This window comes from Pseudomonas sp. GW821-FHT07B01, assembly GCF_059419065.1.
This window is the reverse complement of sequence record NZ_JBWKRA010000004.1, coordinates 269,121-287,983: the sequence shown is the minus strand read 5'-3', so window position 1 is coordinate 287,983 and position 18,863 is coordinate 269,121. Positions and strand designations below refer to the sequence as shown.

18 protein-coding genes and 1 pseudogene are annotated in these 18,863 nt (G+C 61.3%); 4 read left to right on the top strand and 15 right to left on the bottom strand.

Annotation, left to right across the window (positions count from 1 at the left end; genetic code table 11):
- Positions 1-89: 89 nt before the first annotated feature.
- The 6 genes from AC07S6_RS07165 to exbB form a co-directional block, all read right to left on the bottom strand.
- A complete protein-coding gene (locus AC07S6_RS07165) occupies positions 90-1,490 on the bottom strand; it encodes an aminoacyl-tRNA deacylase and HDOD domain-containing protein (protein WP_032894530.1) in 1,401 nt (466 codons plus the stop codon).
- Between the two features lie 77 nt (positions 1,491-1,567).
- The gene (gene recG / locus AC07S6_RS07160; protein ID WP_054896111.1) at positions 1,568-3,643 is read right to left on the bottom strand and encodes an ATP-dependent DNA helicase RecG; all 2,076 of its coding nucleotides are present in this window, start codon (positions 3,641-3,643) and stop codon (positions 1,568-1,570) included.
- Between the two features lie 8 nt (positions 3,644-3,651).
- Positions 3,652-4,572 (bottom strand): hydrogen peroxide-inducible genes activator, encoded by a 921-nt coding sequence (locus AC07S6_RS07155; RefSeq protein WP_003195523.1) that lies wholly within the window; start codon positions 4,570-4,572, stop codon positions 3,652-3,654.
- Between the two features lie 156 nt (positions 4,573-4,728).
- Positions 4,729-5,475, bottom strand: coding sequence for an energy transducer TonB family protein (locus AC07S6_RS07150; RefSeq protein WP_161903619.1), 747 nt, complete (start codon positions 5,473-5,475; stop codon positions 4,729-4,731).
- Positions 5,472-5,897: a TonB system transport protein ExbD gene (gene exbD, locus AC07S6_RS07145; RefSeq protein WP_003195519.1), complete on the bottom strand. Its 426-nt coding sequence runs from the start codon at positions 5,895-5,897 to the stop codon at positions 5,472-5,474. Before exbD ends, AC07S6_RS07150 begins: the two co-directional genes overlap by 4 nt.
- A 6-nt stretch (positions 5,898-5,903) precedes the next feature.
- Positions 5,904-6,887 (bottom strand): tonB-system energizer ExbB, encoded by a 984-nt coding sequence (gene exbB, locus AC07S6_RS07140; RefSeq protein ID WP_034129097.1) that lies wholly within the window; start codon positions 6,885-6,887, stop codon positions 5,904-5,906.
- A gap of 188 nt (positions 6,888-7,075) precedes the next feature.
- Here exbB and AC07S6_RS07135 point away from each other — a divergent pair, with 188 nt between their 5' ends.
- Positions 7,076-7,927 carry an SDR family oxidoreductase gene (locus AC07S6_RS07135; protein ID WP_495111974.1) on the top strand — a complete coding sequence of 284 codons (852 nt, stop codon included), beginning with the start codon at positions 7,076-7,078 and terminating at the stop codon, positions 7,925-7,927.
- A gap of 126 nt (positions 7,928-8,053) precedes the next feature.
- Here the strand turns inward: AC07S6_RS07135 and AC07S6_RS07130 are convergent, their stop codons facing one another.
- The 6 genes from AC07S6_RS07130 to AC07S6_RS07105 all read right to left on the bottom strand — a co-directional run bounded on the left by AC07S6_RS07130 (position 8,054) and on the right by AC07S6_RS07105 (position 13,346).
- Positions 8,054-8,794, bottom strand: coding sequence for a hypothetical protein (locus AC07S6_RS07130; protein WP_495111973.1), 741 nt, complete (start codon positions 8,792-8,794; stop codon positions 8,054-8,056).
- Between the two features lie 55 nt (positions 8,795-8,849).
- Complete coding sequence (locus AC07S6_RS07125) at positions 8,850-9,230, bottom strand: RidA family protein (protein ID WP_003176922.1); 381 nt, start codon at positions 9,228-9,230, stop codon at positions 8,850-8,852.
- Positions 9,231-9,254: 24 nt separating this feature from the next.
- On the bottom strand, positions 9,255-11,360 hold the full coding sequence (spoT, locus tag AC07S6_RS07120) for a bifunctional GTP diphosphokinase/guanosine-3',5'-bis pyrophosphate 3'-pyrophosphohydrolase (protein ID WP_003195510.1): 2,106 nt from the start codon (positions 11,358-11,360) through the stop codon (positions 9,255-9,257).
- A gap of 60 nt (positions 11,361-11,420) precedes the next feature.
- On the bottom strand, positions 11,421-11,684 hold the full coding sequence (gene rpoZ / locus AC07S6_RS07115) for a DNA-directed RNA polymerase subunit omega (protein WP_003195508.1): 264 nt from the start codon (positions 11,682-11,684) through the stop codon (positions 11,421-11,423).
- A 167-nt stretch (positions 11,685-11,851) separates the two neighbouring features.
- Positions 11,852-12,472, bottom strand: a complete 621-nt coding sequence (gmk, locus tag AC07S6_RS07110; RefSeq protein ID WP_019818119.1) for a guanylate kinase — start codon at positions 12,470-12,472, stop codon at positions 11,852-11,854.
- Positions 12,473-12,482: 10 nt separating this feature from the next.
- Positions 12,483-13,346, bottom strand: coding sequence for a YicC/YloC family endoribonuclease (locus tag AC07S6_RS07105; protein WP_073843432.1), 864 nt, complete (start codon positions 13,344-13,346; stop codon positions 12,483-12,485).
- 285 nt (positions 13,347-13,631) lie between these two features.
- Here AC07S6_RS07105 and rph point away from each other — a divergent pair, with 285 nt between their 5' ends.
- Together rph and AC07S6_RS07095 are read left to right on the top strand one after the other, a co-directional pair.
- Positions 13,632-14,354, top strand: a complete 723-nt coding sequence (gene rph / locus AC07S6_RS07100; protein ID WP_003195497.1) for a ribonuclease PH — start codon at positions 13,632-13,634, stop codon at positions 14,352-14,354.
- A 22-nt stretch (positions 14,355-14,376) separates the two neighbouring features.
- On the top strand, positions 14,377-14,745 hold the full coding sequence (locus tag AC07S6_RS07095; RefSeq protein ID WP_003195495.1) for a DUF4870 domain-containing protein: 369 nt from the start codon (positions 14,377-14,379) through the stop codon (positions 14,743-14,745).
- Positions 14,746-14,807: 62 nt separating this feature from the next.
- Here AC07S6_RS07095 and crc read toward each other — a convergent pair whose 3' ends face one another.
- Positions 14,808-15,587: a catabolite repression control protein Crc gene (gene crc, locus AC07S6_RS07090; RefSeq protein ID WP_003195493.1), complete on the bottom strand. Its 780-nt coding sequence runs from the start codon at positions 15,585-15,587 to the stop codon at positions 14,808-14,810.
- Positions 15,588-15,669: 82 nt separating this feature from the next.
- On the opposite strand from crc, the gene pyrE reads away from it, so the two are divergent.
- Entirely contained in the window at positions 15,670-16,314 is a 645-nt protein-coding gene (gene pyrE / locus AC07S6_RS07085) for an orotate phosphoribosyltransferase (protein ID WP_057975296.1), read from the top strand.
- A gap of 165 nt (positions 16,315-16,479) precedes the next feature.
- Here the strand turns inward: pyrE and argB are convergent, their stop codons facing one another.
- Positions 16,480-17,385 (bottom strand): acetylglutamate kinase, encoded by a 906-nt coding sequence (gene argB, locus AC07S6_RS07080; protein ID WP_003213275.1) that lies wholly within the window; start codon positions 17,383-17,385, stop codon positions 16,480-16,482.
- A 19-nt stretch (positions 17,386-17,404) separates the two neighbouring features.
- Positions 17,405-18,811 (bottom strand): annotated as a pseudogene (locus tag AC07S6_RS07075) (phosphomannomutase/phosphoglucomutase); the annotation flags it as partial.
- Positions 18,812-18,863 lie beyond the last annotated feature (52 nt).

The following is an 18,863-nucleotide window of genomic DNA, read 5'->3' as shown; positions in this document are numbered from 1 at the left end:
AGCTACCACAGTTGACCGTATTTCAACGTTGGAACGCGGTCACTGTGGGAGCTGGCTTGCCTGCGATAGTGGTGTAACAGGCGGTGGGCTTACCCCTGGCTGAACTGCGAAGCCAATTCGCGCAACAGCACTTCGGCATCCAGCACTTTACCGACCACATCCTCCGCCTTCTCGCGGCTCAGGCCCAGGCGCTCAAGCAATGCGTCCGGAATGGATTCATCCGGCCCGGAGCCAATCCCCCGGCTGCGCAACAGGCGCACCGCCAGGCACACCAGGTTCGGATACTCGGCGTATTGCCCGTCGTACGTCGGGTCGTGCTGGAAGCGCAGGGCGGTGCACAGTTCGTCCGGCATGTCCCAGTAGCGCATCAGCCACGCGCCGATCTGTTCGCGGCTGATGCCCAGCAAATGTTGCTCGACGTAGCTGTGGCACAGGTGCGGGTTGACCTCCAGGTGGCGGCAGATCAGCGAGAAGTGCGGCGGAAACACGTGGGCCAGCAGCAGGTAGCCGAAGTTGTGCAGCAAACCTGCCAGGTAGGTCAGGCCGGCTTCCGGGCGCTGGGCGCGGGGCATGGCGCGGGTCAGGCCTTCAATCACGGCGGCGGTGTAGATCGACTGGTGCCAGTACGGCGTGGACAGGTGCGGGCGGTCCTTGGGCAGGCTCAGGGTTTTGCCCAGGGCCAGGCCCAGCGCCAGGTTGATCACAAGATCAAAGCCCAGCACGCGCACGATGGCGTCTTCGACTGAGCGGATCTTGCCCGGCGAGGCGTAGTAGGGCGACGCGGCCCAGCTTACGACCTGGGCGGCAAGGGCCGGGTCGGTTTCCACCACGCCAGTAATGTCGTCGATGGTGGCGTTGGGATCCACGCGCAGCTTGATGATCTTCTGCGCCGTGTCGGCCAGCGGCGGAATTTCGATGGTCGCTTCCAGGCGTTGCTGGATACGGCGAGCGGTGAAGGCTTGCATCGCCTGGGTGATTTCCTCGCGGTCATCATTGGGGCGGTCGAGGTTCGGACGGATGTTGCTCAAGGGCTCACCGAACTGCGCGGCGCTGGCCTTGGTGAGCAGGCTCTTGAAGGCGTCGGTGGGGATTTCCAGCAACAGCCCGGCTTCGCCCGAATGCACCAGCAGGCTCGGCTCATTGAGCAAGCGGCCTTCGTACAGGCACGGTGAACTGGTCAGTGGCGGCAAGCCCGGCAGCAGGCTCAGGTCATGCTTGCCCAGCATGCGCTCGACCCGCTCGGGGGCGACAGCCGTGAGGCGGCGACCGGTGAGTTCGGCGAGGCGGTTGAGGTCCAGCAACTGGCTTTGGGGGAACAGCACCATGAGCGCGCCAACCGCATCTTCAAGCAACACCGCCTGGACCTTTCGGGCAGGGTTCAGGCCAGGCTGTTCGATGACTTCCGTGTAGGGGATGGCGAGCTTTGCGAGCAGCGCCCGAATGACCGGCGGGGCGGTCAGTGGGGCTGTGGCGAGGGCAACTTCTGACATGGCCTGATCCAATTTCTTACATTCATTGGAGTATAACCAGCTTGATACGGGTGTTGGTCGGATAAGTGCGTCAGGCGTCACACTTGGCCGTATTGCTGGCCGTGGCGCAGCCAGCGGTTGAGCAAGGGGCTGACGTGATCGGGCCAACGCTCGAGCAATGCTTGCGCAGCATCGCGGACCGCGGGCAGCAGGTCGGCATCGCGCATCAGGTCGGCAACCTTGAATTGCAGCAGGCCGGTCTGGCGCGTGCCGAGCATTTCACCGGGGCCGCGCAGTTCGAGGTCTTTTTCGGCGATAACAAAACCGTCGTTGGTTTCGCGCATGATGCCCAGTCGCTGGCGACCGATCTGCGACAGCGGCGGGTGATAGAGCAGCACGCAGTGGCTGGCGGCACTGCCCCGGCCAACCCGCCCGCGCAACTGGTGCAGTTGCGCCAGACCCAGGCGCTCGGGGTTTTCGATGATCATCAGGCTGGCGTTGGGGACGTCCACGCCCACTTCAATCACGGTGGTCGCCACCAGCAATTGCAGGTTGCCGGCCTTGAACTCGGCCATTACCGCGGCTTTTTCCGCCGGTTTCATACGGCCATGGATCAACCCCACCTTGAGCTCACCCAAGGCACTGGTGAGGTCTTCATAAGTGGTTTCGGCGGCCTGGCAGGTCAGTTCTTCGGACTCTTCGATCAGGGTACACACCCAGTACGCCTGGCGGCCTTCGGCGCAAGCACCGCGCACGCGCTCGATCACTTCGACGCGCCGGGTGTCGGTGACCAGCACGGTGTTGACCGGGGTACGCCCCGGCGGCAGTTCGTCGAGGATCGAGGTGTCGAGGTCGGCGTAGGCGCTCATGGCCAGCGTGCGTGGGATCGGCGTGGCGGTCATGATCAACTGGTGCGGGTTCATGCGCCCGCCCACGCCTTTCTGGCGCAGAGCCAGGCGCTGTTGCACGCCAAAGCGGTGCTGTTCGTCGATGATCACCAGTGCGAGGTTCTTGAACTGCACTTCGTCCTGGAACAGCGCATGGGTGCCCACCACCATCGGTGCGCCGGCGGCGATCTGCTCCAGGGCGGCCACGCGGTTCTTGCCTTTGAGCTTGCCAGCCAGCCACGCCACCTCCAGGCCCAGCGGTTCGAGCCAGCGCTTGAAGGTGATGAAGTGTTGTTCGGCGAGGATTTCCGTCGGTGCCATCAGCGCCACTTGATAGCCAGCTTCCAGGGCTTGCAGGGCGGCCAGGGCAGCGACCACGGTTTTGCCGGCGCCTACGTCACCCTGGATCAACCGCAGCATCGGTTCTTGCTGGCTGAGGTCGTAGGCGATTTCATTGCCCACGCGCTGTTGCGCGCCGGTGGGCGCAAAGCCGAGGTTGGCTAGGTATTGCGCAGGCAGCCGCGTGGCTCTGGGCATCGCCGGGGCGCGCAGGGTACGCATGCTTTCGCGCAGGCGTTGCTGGGACAGCTGGTGCGTGAGCAGTTCTTCAAAGGCCAGGCGATGCTGGGCCCAGTGATGACCGAGGGCGAGTTCGTCCACATCGGCATCGGCGGGCGGGTGATGCAAATAGCGAATCGCATCGGCCAGGGGCGCCAGCTGATAGTCGCGGGCCAGCTCCAGGGGCAGCCAATCGGGCAGGCTTTGCGGGCCGAGCATGGTCAGGGTCTGCATGCACAACTGGCGCAGGCGTTGCTGGGTCAGGCCCTCGGTCAGCGGATAGATCGGCGTGAGCGTGGTGTCCACCGGTGGCGGCTCATCGCCGGTAATGGCGCGGTATTCCGGGTGGTAGATTTCCAGGCCTGATGCACCTGGGCGTGCCTCGCCATAGCAGCGCACGCGGGTGCCACGCTTGAGGCCTTCCTTCTGCGCGTTGCTGAAGTGGTAGAAGCGCAGGCTCAAGCCGCCGGTGCCGTCCTGCAGGCGCACCACCAGGCTGCGGCGCTTGCCCATCACCACGTCGGCGCCACTGACGGTGCCTTCGATCACCGCGTCTTGCCCAGGGCGCAAATGGCCGATGGGCACCACGCGGGTGCGGTCCTGGTAGCGCAGGGGCAGGTGGAACAGCACGTCCTGAAGGTTCTCCAGGCCGACCTTGGCCAGCTTCTCGGCCATGGCCTCACCGACACCCTTGAGTGCCGTCACCGACACCTGCGACAGCTCAGTCATACCGTGGCTTAGCTCGCAACGGGCGGCTTGGCCACCGAACATAGACGGATCGAGTCCGCGAGGATCTCAATCGCTTTGGGGCGCGGGAAGCTGGCGCGCCAGGCAATCGCCACGGTACGGAACGGCACCGGCGGCGTGAGTGGGCGAACTTCGATCACGCCCTGGGCGTAGTGATGGCTGTCTACCGCAGACAGCGGCAGGATCGAAATGCCCAGGCCGGAAGCGACCATATGGCGAATGGTTTCCAGGGAGCTGGATTCCACCGTGGTGTGCTTGGCGCCGTCGTTGCCCTTGGTCAGGGTCGGGCAGGCTTCCAGCACCTGGTCGCGGAAGCAGTGGCCTTCACCGAGCAGCAGCAGGCTCTTGTCGTTGAGCAGGCCGGCGTCGATGGTGTCCTTCTTGGTCCACGGGTGGGAGGCTGGCATCAGCACGTAGAACGGCTCGTCGTAGAGCGGCAGGGTCAGCACGTCTGCTTCGTTGAAGGGCAGGGCGATGATGATCGCGTCCAGCTCGCCGTTGCGCAGTTTGTCGCGCAGCACGTGGGTGAAGTTTTCTTCGATATACAGCGGCATCTGCGGCGCGACGCGATGCAGTTGCGGGATCAGGTGCGGGAACAGGTAGGGGCCGACCGTATAGATCGCGCCGACCTTGAGCGGCGCGGTCAGCTGGTTCTTGCCGGCCTGTGCCAATTCGCGAATGCTTTGCGCCTGTTCCAGGACCTTCTGCGCCTGGGCAACGATGCCTTCGCCCACCGGGGTGAGGCGCACGGCGCTCTTGCTGCGCTCGAAAATCAGCACACCGAGTTCGTCTTCAAGCTTTTTCACACCTACCGACAGCGTCGGCTGGCTGACGTGGCAACGCTCGGCGGCATGGCCGAAGTGCTGTTCTTGGGCGAGGGTCACGATGTAGCGTAATTCTGTGAGAGTCATAGCGGGCGTCCATGAGGTTGCGGGCCAAGCATACCGGCTGCAATCGATAGACGCACGTTATCAGAACTTTGCTGGGGATTGAGTGGGGAATATCGGAATTTTACTGAGGTATTAAAGCAAATGTGGGAGGGAGCAAGTCCCTCCCACAGTGCTCTCTCAGCGGCGACGCTTGTCGATGTTGTAGACGAACGGCGCGACCAGTTCGACGCTGCCGTTTTTTAGCAGATCGGCGGGTGGCTTGGGTAGCGGCTGAGCCTTGCGGATCATCTCAAGGGTTGCACGGTCCAGGTCGGCGTTGCCGGAGCGGCCTTCCAGTTCGTAGGACAGCACATTACCTTCGCCATCGACCACGAAGCGCAAGCGGTTCATACCTTCCTTGCCACTGCGTTGGGCGCCGGGCGGGTACTTCTTGTACTTCTGCAGATGCGCCAACAAAGTGCTTTGCCAGGATGCCTGGGCGGCCAGCTGCTGTGCCGACGGGCCCGGTGCAGGCTGGGCGGACTTCTGCGCAGGTGCGTTGCTCGGCGGCGTTTCGCTCGGTGGCTCCTCGGAAGGTTTCTCCTTGGGCGGCTCGGGCTTCTTCTCCACCGGCTTTGGCGGTTGTGGCTTAGGCTTGGGCTTGACCGGCTTGGGCACCTGGATCGTTGGCTTGGGCGCCTCGGCCAGCTTCGGCAGGGGCAGCTCTTCGACCGGTGGCGGCGGCGGCGCAACGACCTTGGGCGGTGCTGGAGGAGGCGGCGGTGCTGGCAGCGGCGCCAGGTCGATGACCATGGCGGCGGGTGGCAGCTGGATCGCCTGCGGCGCGGACCATTGGAGCGCGATGATGATCGCGACGGCATGCACGCCCAGCACGACGGCGAGGCTGGTGCCATAACGCGTCAGTTTGTGGCGCGTCGTGATCATTTCTTGGCTGCCGTCTCAAGTCCGACCAGGCCTACCTTGAGGTAGCCGGCTGCCCGCAGGGCATCCATCACGCTCATCAGGTCGCCATAGTCCACGCCTTTGTCGGCCTGGAAGAAGATCGTCGTGTCTTTCTTGCCTTGGGTCTTGGCATCCAGCACCGGCCCCAGGGTTTCAGCCTTGACCTCTTCTTCGCCCAGGAACAGGCGTTGGTCCGCCTTGACGCTGAGGAATATCGGTTTTTCTGGCCGCGGCGCCGGCTTGGCGCTGGACGCGGGCAGATCCACTTTGATGTCCACGGTCGCCAGCGGTGCCGCCACCATGAAGATGATCAGCAGCACCAGCATCACGTCGATAAACGGCGTGACGTTGATTTCGTGGTTCTCGACGAGTTCGTCGTCGCCTTGATTCAAATGCAGGCCCATGGCCGATTACCCCACTTTCACCATGTGCGGTTGCGAGCTGCGCTCGGTAGGCAGGTGATCGAGGTCACGGCTGACCAGCAACAGGACTTCAGCCGATGCATCCGATACCTGAGCCTTGTAGCCGGCAATCGAACGGGCGAAGACGTTGTAGATCACCACCGCAGGAATCGCGGCAACCAGGCCCAGGGCGGTAGCCAGCAGGGCTTCGGCGATGCCGGGGGCAACGACGGCGAGGTTGGTGGTCTGGGTTTTGGCGATGCCGATGAAGCTGTTCATGATGCCCCACACGGTACCGAACAGGCCGACGAAGGGCGCAGTGGAACCGATGGTGGCGAGTACGCCGGTGCCGCTGCTCATGTTACGGCCGCAGGCGGCAACCAGGCGCTCCAGGCGGAAGCTGACGCGCTCCTTGATGCCTTCTTTTTCGCGAGTGTTGGCCGACAGGCGCATTTCTTCCAGTGCGTCGTGCACCAGCAGGTTAGCCAGGGTGCCCTTCTTGGTCGCGGTTTCGCTCGCTTCCTTGAGGGTGGTGGCTTTTTTCAGGTGGACGATTTCAGCGCGCAGACGACGCTTGGCGCCCAACAGCTCGAAGCCTTTGGCAATCCAGATGGTCCAGGTGATGATCGAGGCAATGGCCAGGCCGATCATGACGGCTTTCACCACCACGTCAGCATTCTGGTACATGCCCCATGGTGACAAGTCGTGGGCCATGCCCAGGGTGTTGTCTTCCTCAAGCACCACGCCGGTTTCGTCGGCAGGTGCGGCGGCGCCGGCGGCCTGGGCCGGGTCGGTGGCCACTGGCGCGACGGCAGGCGTTGCCGCAGTAGCGGCATTTTGCTCGGCAGCTGCCGGAGCGGCGGGGGCAGTGGCGTCAGCGAATGCGGCGGTCGGTGCCAGCAATACGCTGAACAGCATCGCAGCAATCGCACGCCAGGCGCGGGAGGGGCTGTGAAGCTTGGTTGGCGAAGCGGGGGTTGTATGACGTGTCATGCTGGCCGGACCTGAGAGAAAAAATGGGTGATCGTCCTTCCAGACCATTTCGGGTCGAGGACAAATGGGCGGTTATTATTGCAAGTAATTCTTGTTAACTAAAGTGGCACTGTTACTTTATTTCGCTTTTTACTGGCCGTTGATCCACTCGCGCGGCTAATCTGCGCCTTTGAGAATGGAGTTTTATGATGTCTGCGCCTTCTGTTGTGATTGCCGGTTGCGGCGATGTGGGTAGTCGGCTGGCTAGCCAATTGCTGGCCTCGGAATGGGAGGTCCACGGCCTGCGCCGCGATATTTCGCGCCTGCCCGATGGGGTGATCGGCATCGCCGGCGACCTGTTCAAAAAGGACTGCCCTGACACCTGGCCCATCGGCGGGGTGGATTACCTAGTGTATTGCGCCGCTGCCACTGACCACGACGAAGCCGGCTATCGCGCCGCTTACGTGCAAGGGTTGCAGCATGTGTTGGAGTGGCTGGGCGATTACGGCCAGGAGCCGAAACATCTGCTGTTTGTCTCCAGCAGCAGTGTTTACGGACAGCAGAACGGCGAGTGGGTCGACGAAACGTCCGAGACGCAAGCGAAGGGCTATTCCGGGCAGGTGATGCTGGAAGCTGAGCAAGTGGCGCTCAATAGCGGCATCCCGGCCACCGTTGTGCGGCTGACCGGAATTTACGGTCCGGGTCGGGAATGGCTGCTGACTCAGGTTCGCCAAGGCTATCGTGTAGCGGTTGACCCGCCTTTATATGGCAACCGAATTCATGCTGATGATGCCGCGGGCCTGCTCGCGTTTTTGTTGCGGCATGTGGAAAAAGGCGGTTCGCTGGACAAGGTCTATATCGGCGTTGACGATGCGCCGGCACCACTGGCCGAGGTGGTGGCGTGGTTGCGCGAGTACCTGGGTGTGACCGAATGGGCCGAGGACGCCAGTGTGCGGCGTGCGGGGAGCAAGCAGTGCAGTAATGCACGTATGAAGGCGCTTGGCTGGACGCCGACATACCCGACTTACCGGGAAGGCTATGCGGCGATTCTGAAAGGCTGAAGCGCGGCAAAAAATGTGGCAGCTGGCTTGCCTGCGATAGCGGTATATCAATCACATCTTTGTTGGATGTAATACCGTCATCGCAGGCAAGCCAGCTCCCACATTTGGATTTGGGTGAGGCTTTTATTACTTTTCAAGCAACCATTGGCGAGGGCCTGGCGTAAACGAAGGCACTTCATCGGCCTGCGCGGTATTGATCGCCTGGAAGATCTCCAGTTGCTTACCCTTGCGCGTGAAGATCCATGGGTTGCCCTGGCCGTTCAGTTGCAGCCAGATGCTGTCATAGCCGCCGCTCATGGAGGCGCAATCGCCTGCCAGGCAGAGTGAATAGCGATCAACCCCCGGCAGGCCGGCGACCTTGCCGTCCGCCTGGAACTGCACCGTGGCACCGCTGCCGGTGCCGTCGCTGATCTTCCAGTCGCCGCCCATATAGGCCGCGTACAGCGCGCGTTCGAAGTTGGCGCCCAGTGGCGCGGCTTCTGGGGCCGGCTCTTTGGCGCGGGCAAACAGCTGCTCGGGCTCGTTGTCGTTGGCCACTTGCAGCATTTGTTTGCCTTTGCGTTTGAGTTCGGTGGCAGAGCTGCCATAGAAATCCACGTTCCACGCGCCGGGCTTTTCACCCGACAACTTGCCTTCCGCCACTTCAAAACCGTTGTAGTAGCGGGCCTGCAAGGCCTTGGTGTTGACCTCCCACTCAAGGTTGGGGCCATAAGACTGCAGGGCTTCACGCAAAGGGCCGCCCTTGGCTGCCGCGTCGATGGCGGCCTGGTTGATCCAGGTACCGCTTACATCCAGGTCGGCGGGGTTACTGGCACAGCCACCGAGCAACAGGGCGAGCAACGAAGAGGCTACAAGCGCTTTGCGCATTACGAAATCCTTCTGAAACGAAGTCGGCGCAGCCTGTGGGGCTGCGCCGGGTGTTTTACTCGATGACCAGAATGGCGTCCATCTCGACCTGTGCGCCCTTTGGCAGGGCGGCAACGCCGATGGCGGCGCGAGCTGGGTAAGGTTGTTCGAAGTACTTGCCCATGATCTCGTTGACCTTGGCGAAGTGGCTGAGGTCGGTGAGGAAGATGTTCAGCTTGACGATGTCCTTGAACGAACCACCGGCAGCTTCAGCCACGGACTTGAGGTTTTCAAAGACCTGTACGGTCTGGGCTTCGAAGCCTTCAACCAGTTCCATGGTCTTTGGGTCCAGCGGGATCTGGCCGGACATGTAGACGGTGTTGCCCGCCTTGATCGCCTGGGAATAAGTGCCGATGGCGGCTGGAGCTTTATCGCTGGTGATAACTGTCTTGGTCATGAATGACTCCTTGTAATGGATCGGTTATGCACGCATGCGGGTGATGCGGATCACACCGGTCAAGGCGCGCAACTTTTTGATCACGCGGGCCAGGTGCACGCGGTCGTGCACGCTGACCACCAGTTGGACCACGCTGATGCGACCATCGCGTTCGTCCATGCTGATTTTCTCGATATTGCCGTCGGCGGCGTTGACGCTGCTGGCCAGCAGGGCGATGAGGCCGCGCTGGTGTTCCAGCTCCACCCGCAGCTCGACGTTGAATTCGCCGGTGACATCCTTGGCCCACGAGAGCTGGATGCATTTTTCCGGGTTGTGGCGGATTTCAGTGATGTTGCGGCAGTTGTCCAGGTGCACCACCATGCCTTTGCCGGCGGACAAGTGGCCGACAATCGGGTCGCCCGGGATCGGCGTGCAACATTTGGCGTAGCTGAGCACCAGGCCCTCGGTACCGCGAATCGCCAGTGGGCCTTCAGGGCTCGGCAACTGTTCGCCTTCGCCCAGCAGGCGGCGCGCAACCACGTAAGCCATGCGGTTGCCCAGGCCGATATCTTCCAGCAGGTCTTCGATGGTTTCCTGGCGGTACTCGTGGAGCATCGCTTGCACGCGCTCTTGCGGGATCTTGTCCAGGGCGCTGTCGAAGCCGTTGAGTACCTTGTTCAGCAGGCGTTCGCCCAGGCTGATGGATTCGGAGCGGCGCTGCAATTTCAGCGCGTGGCGAATATGCGTACGTGCCTTGCCGGTGACCACAAAGTTGAGCCAGGCCGGGTTCGGGCGAGCGCCCGGTGCGCTGACGATCTCCACCGTGGAACCGCTTTGCAGCGGTTCGGACAGCGGTGCCAGGCGCCGGTTGATGCGACAGGCGATGCAGCTGTTGCCGACATCGGTGTGCACTGCGTAGGCAAAGTCGACCGCCGTGGAGCCTTTGGGCAGCTCCATGATCCGTCCTTTGGGCGTGAACACGTAGACCTCGTCCGGGAACAGGTCGATCTTCACGCTTTCGATAAATTCCAGGGAGTTGCCGGCACGTTGCTGCATTTCCAGCACGCCCTTGACCCATTGGCGCGCGCGAGCATGGGTGCCTTTGGGCTGCTCGTCGCCGCTGGACTTGTACAGCCAGTGGGCGGCAATGCCGTTGTTGGCCATTTCTTCCATTTCGCGGGTGCGGATCTGGATCTCGATCGGCACGCCGTGCATGCCAAACAGGGTGGTATGCAGCGACTGGTAGCCGTTGGCCTTGGGAATTGCGATGTAGTCCTTGAAGCGGCCCGGCAGCGGCTTGTACAAATTATGTACAGCGCCCAGCACGCGGTAGCAGGTATCGACCTTGTCGACGATAATCCGGAACGCGTACACGTCCATGATCTCGTTGAAGGCCCGGCGCTTGCCGCGCATCTTCTTGTAGATGCCGTAAATGTGCTTTTGCCGACCGCTGACCTCGCCCTCGATCTCGTCGATCGCCAGGCAATGGCTCAGGGACTCTTCGATCTTGTTGACGATTTCCTTGCGGTTGCCCCGTGCGCGCTTGACCGCCTGGTAGATGCGCGCCGAACGCATGGGGTGCATGGCTTTAAAGCCCAGGTCTTCGAATTCGATACGAATGGCGTGCATGCCCAGCCGGTTGGCGATGGGCGCATAGATTTCCAGGGTTTCCTTGGCGATGCGCCGGCGCTTTTCGCCGGACAGCACTTCCAGCGTGCGCATGTTGTGCAGCCGGTCGGCCAGCTTGACCAGGATCACCCGAATGTCTCGGGCCATGGCCATGGCCATCTTCTGGAAGTTTTCCGCCTGGGCTTCGGCCTTGGTCTCGAAGTTCATCTGGGTCAGCTTGCTGACCCCATCGACCAGTTCGGCCACGGTTTCGCCAAATTGCGCACTGAGCGCTTCCTTGGCAATGCCGGTGTCTTCGATCACGTCATGCAGCATCGCGGCCATCAGGCTCTGATGGTCCATGTGCATGTCGGCAAGAATATTGGCCACCGCAAGAGGATGGGTGACATACGCCTCGCCACTGCGGCGGCGTTGGCCGTCGTGGGCTTGTTCGGCGTAGAAATACGCTCGGCGAACCAGGTTGACCTGGTCTGCGCCGAGGTAGGCCGATAAGCGATCGGCGAGGGCGTCTATGCTCGGCAAAGTGTGAACTCCTGCCGATGGCTGTGACCCCGCGCCGTGCTACGTCGACCAGGCATAGGCTTAGACGTCCTCGTTGGACTCGCCTTCGAACGCTGCAAACAGCGGTTCGTCTTCAACGATTTCGGCGTTGGCGATGAACTCGTAGCTCATCAGGCCTTCAGCGATTTCACGCAGGGCTACAACGGTAGGCTTGTCGTTTTCCCACTGGACCAGGGGCTCTTTGCCGCCAGTGGCCAGTTGACGGGCACGCTTGGTAGAGAGCATGACCAGCTCAAAGCGGTTATCCACGTGTTCTAGGCAGTCTTCAACGGTTACGCGGGCCATGGTATTCCTCGGAGCGAATGCAAGATGCGCGCTGCCCGGTTGGGCGAGCGGACTGAGCAGTTTAAAAAATCACCAGCGTTTAGGGAAGCGCTGATTTTTCGCAGGCCTTCGCAAAATCGCTACAAGTGCCAATGTAAGGCCCTTGCAGCTGTTTTGGGAAGCGCCAATCAACCGAGCAATTCGGCGAGTAATTTGCCGAAACGCTGCTGTTGGCGCTTTTGCTGCAGTTGGTTGGCGCGGAAAATCGCCTTCAAATCATCCAATGCGTGGGTAAAGTCGTCATTGATGATCAGGTAGTCGTAGTCGACGTAGTGGCTCATTTCGCTGACGGCCTCACGCATGCGACCTTCGATAATTTCATCGCTGTCCTGGCCGCGGTTAGTCAGGCGTTGGTGCAGGGCTTGGAGCGATGGCGGCAGGATGAAGATGGAGCGCGCCTTGGGCATCAGTTGGCGCACTTGTTCGGCGCCCTGCCAGTCGATCTCCAGAATCAGGTCGTGGCCTTCGTCCAGGGTCTGTTGCAGGTGGCTCTGCGAGGTGCCGTAGAGGTTGCCGAACACTTCGGCGCGCTCCAGGAAGTCACCGTGTTCGATCATCTTGACGAACTCGGTACGCTCGACGAAGTGATAGTGCACGCCGTCCACTTCGCCCGGGCGCATGGCGCGGGTGGTGTGCGAGACCGAAATGCGGATCTGCTCGTCAGCGTCGGTCAAGGCCTTGACCAGGCTGCTCTTGCCCGCGCCCGAAGGGGCGGAAATGATGTAAAGGGTGCCGGTGCTGTGGGTCATGGAGGGTGCCTTACTCAATATTCTGTACTTGTTCGCGCATTTGCTCGATCAACACTTTGAGGTTGACCGCCGCCGTGGTGCTGCGCGGGTCGAACGCCTTGGAGCCCAGTGTATTGGCTTCGCGGTTGAGTTCCTGCATCAGGAAGTCCAGGCGCCGACCGGCGGCACCGCCCGACTTGAGTACGCGGCGCACTTCAAGGATATGGGTACTCAGGCGGTCGAGTTCTTCGGCCACGTCGCTCTTCTGTGCGAGCAGGACCATTTCCTGTTCCAGGCGCGTCGGGTCGAGGTCGGCCTTCATGTCGGTGAAGCGGTCGAGGACCTTCTGGCGCTGGGTGGCGAGCATCTGCGGTACCAGTTCGCGCAGGGTCACTACGTCGGCTTCGATCGACGTCAGCCGCTCGCTGATCAGGCGCGCCAGTTCGGCGCCTTCGCGCTCACGGCCGGCCTTGAGTTCCTTCAGGCCCTGGTTGAACAGGGCGAGGGCTTCGGCATTCAGGGCCTGTGGGTCAGCCGCGTCGGCCACCAGCACGCCGGGCCAGGCCAATACTTCCAGAGGGTTCAATGCGGCCGGCTGCTTGATCAGGCCGGCGATGGTTTCGGCCGCGGCCACCAGTTGGGCGGCGCGGTCGCGGTCGACCTGCAGCGGCTTGCCGGTGGTTTCTTCGGTAAAGCGCAGGGTGCATTCCAGCTTGCCACGGGAAATGCCCTGGCGCAGCGCTTCACGCACGGCGCCTTCGAGGTCGCGGAACGACTCTGGCAGGCGCAGGTGCGGCTCCAGGTAACGGCTGTTGACCGAGCGCAGTTCCCAGCTGAGGGTGCCTTGGGTCCCGGCTTTTTCGACACGGGCGAAGGCGGTCATGCTGTGCACCATGGAGGTACCTCGCGTTGGATAAATAGAAATTGGCCAGGCCGACCTGTAGGAGCGAGCTTGCTCGCGAAGAACGCAAGGCGCCGCGCTGAATCAGGAAGCCCCGTAATTGTTGGCGTTTTTCGCGAGCAAGCTCGCTCCTACAGTCTGGAGGCGCAGGATTGTAGCGCAGTGGGAGGTAGGCGCCCAAACCCGGGCATTGGTAACCGGATTTTTTAGAAGTGCCCCGAACCGGCTTGCGGCTCTATAATGGTCGGCAGTTTTTCGTCCTCAGTACAGGTATCCCCTATGAAACGTCCAAGTGGTCGCGCTGCCGATCAGCTCCGCTCGATCCGCATCACCCGCAACTACACCAAACACGCCGAGGGATCCGTACTGGTCGAGTTTGGCGATACCAAGGTCATCTGCACTGTCAGCGTCGAAAACGGCGTGCCGCGCTTCCTCAAGGGCCAGGGCCAGGGTTGGTTGACCGCTGAATACGGCATGCTGCCGCGCGCCACTGGCGAGCGTAACCAGCGTGAAGCCAGCCGTGGCAAGCAAGGCGGGCGTACCCTGGAAATCCAGCGCCTGATCGGCCGCTCCCTGCGTGCCGCCCTGGATATGTCCAAGCTGGGTGACGTCACCCTCTACGTCGACTGCGACGTGATCCAGGCTGACGGCGGTACCCGCACGGCGTCCATCACCGGCGCCATGGTGGCCCTGGTCGACGCTTTGAAAGTCATCAAGAAGCGTGGCGGCCTGAAAGCGGGTGACCCGCTCAAGCAGATGATCGCCGCTGTGTCTGTTGGCATGTACCAGGGCGAGCCTGTGCTGGACCTGGACTACCTGGAAGACTCGGCCGCCGAGACCGACCTCAACGTGGTCATGACCAGCACCGGTGGTTTCATCGAAGTGCAGGGCACTGCCGAAGGCGCGCCATTCCAGCCGGCTGAGCTGAACGCCATGCTGGCCTTGGCCCAGAAAGGCATGACCGAAATCTTTGAATTGCAGAACGCCGCGCTGGCTGACTGAGCCGGCCCCAAGGAGAAGCGCCATGAATGACAGCCAGTTGCCGGTCCCGGCCCCGTCCAAGGAAGTACGCCAGTGGGCAATGTTGTGTCATTTTGCGGCATTCCTGGGGTTGGTATTCCCCTTCGGCAGCTTGCTGGGGCCGTTGATCCTGTGGCAATTCAAGAAGGACATGGACCCGCTCATCGATGACCAGGGCAAGGAGGCGCTGAATTTCCAGATCACTGTGGCGATCGCCTGGCTGGTGTGCCTGTTGCTGGGCTTCGTGGTCGTTGGCTTCTTGCTGATGACCGTGCTGGTGATCGGGGCGTTGATACTGACAATCATCGCCGGTATCAAGGCCAACAAAGGCATTGCCTATCGCTATCCGTGGACCTGGCGCCTGGTCAAGTAACCGAGCGGTCACAAAAAAACCGACATCACTGTCGGTTTTTTTGTACCTGGAAAAAAAAGACCTCAGATGGTCAATGTCCAGTCGTAGTCCACGATCAGCGGCGCGTGCTGCGAGAAGCGCGGCTGGCGCGGCAGGCGTGCACTGCGCACGAACCGGCGCAGGCCTGGGGTCAGTAGCTGGTAGTCGAAACGCCAGCCCAGGTTGAGCATCTCAGCCTGTTCGTTATCTGGCCACCAGCTGTACTGGTCGCCTTCGCGGCTGACTTCGCGCAGGGCATCGACATAGCCCATGTTGCCGACAATCTCGTCCATCCAGGCGCGTTCCGGCGCCAGGAAGCCTGGGGATTGCTGGCTGTCGCGCCAGTTCTTGATATCCAGCTTCTGTTGCGCCACGTACAGCGAGCCACAATAAATGTACTCGCGACGTTTGCGTCGCTGTTTATCCAGGTAACGGGCGAAATCGTCCATTAGCTTGAATTTCTGGTTCAAGTCTTCATCGCCGTTCTGCCCGGAAGGAAGCAGCAAGGTCGCGATGCTGACCTTGTCGAAATCGGCTTGCAGGTAACGCCCGTAGCGGTCGGCTGTCTCGAAGCCGAGGCCGCTGATGACCGCCTTGGGTTGCAACCGCGAGTACAAAGCCACGCCACCTTGGGTGGGCACTTCGGCATCGCAGGCATAAAGGAAGTAGCCATCCAGTTGGAAGGCTGGGTCGTCCAGTTCAAAGGCGGAGGCACGGGTGTCCTGCAGGCAGATGACGTCGGCATTCTGTGCTTGCAGCCAACTGAGCAAACCACGCTCGACTGCAGCCTGAATACCATTAACGTTCACACTGATGATCCGCATAAATGGCCCCAAAAATCGCGTGCGTGTATGATACACGCCGTCCACCCAATTAGCTAAATCCGTGGTATCTGAGGCTTTTTTCATGCAGGCGTATCAGCGCGATTTCATTCGTTTTGCCATCGATCGCGGCGTTTTACGCTTCGGTGAGTTCACCCTCAAGTCCGGGCGCACCAGCCCGTACTTCTTCAATGCGGGCCTGTTCAACTCAGGTTCGGCCCTGGCTCAGCTGGGCCGTTTCTATGCGGCAGCCATCGTTGAGAGCGGTATTTCCTTCGACGTACTCTTTGGCCCGGCCTACAAGGGTATTCCCCTGGCAGCGGCTACGGCGGTAGCCCTGGCGGAGCATCACGGGCAGGACTTGCCGTGGTGCTTCAACCGTAAGGAAGCCAAGGCCCATGGTGAAGGTGGCAGCCTGGTCGGCGCGCCATTGACCGGCGATGTGCTGATCATCGATGACGTGATCACCGCGGGTACTGCTATCCGTGAAGTGATGCAGATCATCGCTTCCCAGGACGGCGCCAAGGCTGCCGGTGTGCTGATCGCCTTGAACCGCCAGGAGCGTGGCAACGGTGAGTTGTCGGCGATCCAGGAAGTGGAGCGTGACTTCGGCATTCCGGTGGTGAGCATCGTGTCGTTGAACCAGGTGTTGCAGTTCCTGGAAGATGACTCGCAGCTCAAGCAGCATTTGCCGGCGGTGCGTGCCTACCGCGAGCAGTTCGGCGTCTGACACTGAATCCTGTGGGAGCGGGCTTGCCCGCGATAGCGGTGTGTCAGGCGGTGCATTTTTGCATGTACTGCCGTCATCGCAGGCAAGCCAGCTCCCACATTTGAACTGTGTACAAACAAAGGCCCCGCTCAATTCAATTGAGCGGGGCCTTTTGCTTTGCAGCGATCAAGGACGCTTGCGGTTACTGATCAGCGTACCCACACCAGTATCGGTGAAGATTTCCAACAGGATTGCATTTGGCACGCGGCCATCCAGGATCAGCGAGCTGCCGACGCCGCCCTGCACGGCTTCCAGTGCGCAACGGATCTTCGGCAACATGCCGCCGTAGATAGTGCCGTCGGCGATCAGGTCGTCTACCTGCTGGGTAGTCAAGCCGGTCAGTACCTTGCCTTCCTTGTCCATCAAGCCGGCGATGTTGGTCAGCAGCATCAGCTTTTCAGCCTTCAGTGCTTCCGCCACCTTACCGGCTACCAGATCGGCGTTGATGTTATAGGACTCGCCATTAGCACCCACGCCGATCGGCGCAATTACCGGGATGAAGTCGCCCTTGACCAGCAGGTTGAGCAAATCGGTGTTGATGCCGATGACTTCGCCCACCTGGCCGATGTCGATGATTTCCGGCTGGGTCATCTCCGGCGTCTTGCGGGTCACGGTCAGTTTCTTGGCGCGGATCAGTTCCGCATCCTTGCCGGTCAGGCCGATGGCGCTGCCGCCGTGGCGGTTGATCAGGTTGACGATGTCTTTGTTGACCTGGCCGCCGAGGACCATCTCCACCACGTCCATGGTTTGCGCGTCAGTGACGCGCATGCCATCGATGAAGTGACTCTCGATGGACAACCGCTTGAGCAGGTCGCCGATTTGCGGGCCGCCGCCGTGGACGACCACGGGGTTGATCCCTACGGCCTTCATCAGCACGATGTCGCGCGCAAAGCCGGTTTTCAGCTCATCGCTTTCCATGGCATTGCCGCCGTACTTGATCACCAGCGTCTTGCCGACGTAGCGTCGAATGTAAGGCAACGCTTCGGACAGGACCTTGGCGGTGTTGGCAGCGGCTTCGCGTTCGAGGGTCATTCAGGGCTCCGGGCAAAAATCAGAACGGTAATTGGAGATCAGGGGCAACACGTTTCAGCTGGGCGTGGAACACGTCCTTGATGCGCTGCAACTCAGCCTCGGTATCCGCCTCGAAACGCAGGACCAGCACCGGTGTGGTGTTGGACGCGCGAACCAGGCCCCAGCCTTTGGCGTAATCGACTCGCACACCATCAATGGTGGTCAGGTTGGCGCCTTCACCCCATTGCGCATCGTGCAATGCGTCAATGATGCTGAATTTGCTCTCCTCGGTCACATGGATATTGATCTCTGGCGTAGAAATATCATTCGGGAAGGTCTGAAACAGCTCTTCGGCCGTGGATTTCTCCTTGCTGAGGATCTCCAGCAGGCGAGCGGCACTGTAGATACCATCGTCAAACCCGAACCAACGTTCTTTGAAGAACACGTGACCGCTCATTTCACCGGCCAACAGCGCGCCGGTTTCCTTCATTTTCTTTTTGATCAACGAGTGACCGGTCTTCCACATTAGCGGGCGACCACCGTATTCCTTGATCAATGGCGTCAGGCGACGAGTGCATTTCACATCGAAGATGATCTCGGCGTTGGCATTGCGCGCAACCACGTCTCGAGCAAACAGCATCAACAGGCGGTCCGGGAACACGATCTCGCCGGTTTCGGTCACCACGCCCACACGGTCGCCGTCGCCATCGAAGGCCAAGCCGACGTCGGCGCCCACTTCCTTGACCTTGGCAATCAGGTCTACCAGGTTTTCCGGCTTGCCTGGGTCCGGGTGATGGTTGGGGAAGTTGCCGTCCACTTCGCAGAACAGGGGGATCACTTCGCAGTTCAGGGCTTCGAGCAATTGCGGGGCAATCACACCCGCTGCGCCGTTGCCGCAGTCCACCACGACTTTCAAGCGGCGGGCGAGCTTGACGTCGCGAGTGATTTCATCGGAGTAGCGCTGGAGGATATCGACCTTGGTGATGCTGCCGGTGCCGCTGGTCAAGTCGTTGGTCTTCAGGCGGGTGTGCAGGGCCTGGATCTGTTCATTGGCGAGGGTGTCGCCAGCGATGACGATCTTGAAGCCGTTGTAATCCGACGGATTGTGGCTGCCGGTGAGCATGACCCCGGATTTGCCCGCCAGTACGTTGGCGGCGTAGTACAGCGCGGGGGTTGGCACCAGGCCGACGTCGCTGACATGGCAGCCGCTGTCAGCCAGGCCCTGGATCAGTTGCTCGACCAACTCCGGGCCAGACAAGCGGCCGTCACGGCCTACCGAGACGTTGGGTTCGCCTTGGGCCAGACTCTGGGAGCCGATAGCGCGGCCGATCCAGTAGGCGGTTTCGGCGGTCAGGGTCTTGGGGACCACACCACGGATGTCATAGGCGCGAAAAATGCTGTCGGGAAAGGTCGGGGCTACGCGGGCTGCGGTACTCATCACGGGGGAAACTCCATCTGAAGGGGGGCAAGGCGGGCCTGATGTGGCTGGCCGGCAGGCT

Excerpts from the sequence above, each read along its gene's own strand:
- crc (WP_003195493.1), bottom strand. The coding sequence starts at position 15,587 with ATGCGGATCATCAGTGTGAACGTTAATGGTATTCAGGCTGCAGTCGAG.
- AC07S6_RS07130 (WP_495111973.1), bottom strand. The coding sequence starts at position 8,794 with ATGCGCAAAGCGCTTGTAGCCTCTTCGTTGCTCGCCCTGTTGCTCGGT.
- AC07S6_RS07105 (WP_073843432.1), bottom strand. The coding sequence starts at position 13,346 with ATGGTGCACAGCATGACCGCCTTCGCCCGTGTCGAAAAAGCCGGGACC.
- AC07S6_RS07135 (WP_495111974.1), top strand. The coding sequence starts at position 7,076 with ATGTCTGCGCCTTCTGTTGTGATTGCCGGTTGCGGCGATGTGGGTAGT.
- rpoZ (WP_003195508.1), bottom strand. The coding sequence starts at position 11,684 with ATGGCCCGCGTAACCGTTGAAGACTGCCTAGAACACGTGGATAACCGC.
- recG (WP_054896111.1), bottom strand. The coding sequence starts at position 3,643 with ATGACTGAGCTGTCGCAGGTGTCGGTGACGGCACTCAAGGGTGTCGGT.
- argB (WP_003213275.1), bottom strand. The coding sequence starts at position 17,385 with ATGACCCTCGAACGCGAAGCCGCTGCCAACACCGCCAAGGTCCTGTCC.
- exbD (WP_003195519.1), bottom strand. The coding sequence starts at position 5,897 with ATGGGCCTGCATTTGAATCAAGGCGACGACGAACTCGTCGAGAACCAC.
- AC07S6_RS07165 (WP_032894530.1), bottom strand. The coding sequence starts at position 1,490 with ATGTCAGAAGTTGCCCTCGCCACAGCCCCACTGACCGCCCCGCCGGTC.
- pyrE (WP_057975296.1), top strand. The coding sequence starts at position 15,670 with ATGCAGGCGTATCAGCGCGATTTCATTCGTTTTGCCATCGATCGCGGC.
- AC07S6_RS07125 (WP_003176922.1), bottom strand. The coding sequence starts at position 9,230 with ATGACCAAGACAGTTATCACCAGCGATAAAGCTCCAGCCGCCATCGGC.
- AC07S6_RS07095 (WP_003195495.1), top strand. The coding sequence starts at position 14,377 with ATGAATGACAGCCAGTTGCCGGTCCCGGCCCCGTCCAAGGAAGTACGC.
- exbB (WP_034129097.1), bottom strand. The coding sequence starts at position 6,887 with ATGACACGTCATACAACCCCCGCTTCGCCAACCAAGCTTCACAGCCCC.
- gmk (WP_019818119.1), bottom strand. The coding sequence starts at position 12,472 with ATGACCCACAGCACCGGCACCCTTTACATCATTTCCGCCCCTTCGGGC.
- AC07S6_RS07150 (WP_161903619.1), bottom strand. The coding sequence starts at position 5,475 with ATGATCACGACGCGCCACAAACTGACGCGTTATGGCACCAGCCTCGCC.
- rph (WP_003195497.1), top strand. The coding sequence starts at position 13,632 with ATGAAACGTCCAAGTGGTCGCGCTGCCGATCAGCTCCGCTCGATCCGC.
- AC07S6_RS07155 (WP_003195523.1), bottom strand. The coding sequence starts at position 4,572 with ATGACTCTCACAGAATTACGCTACATCGTGACCCTCGCCCAAGAACAG.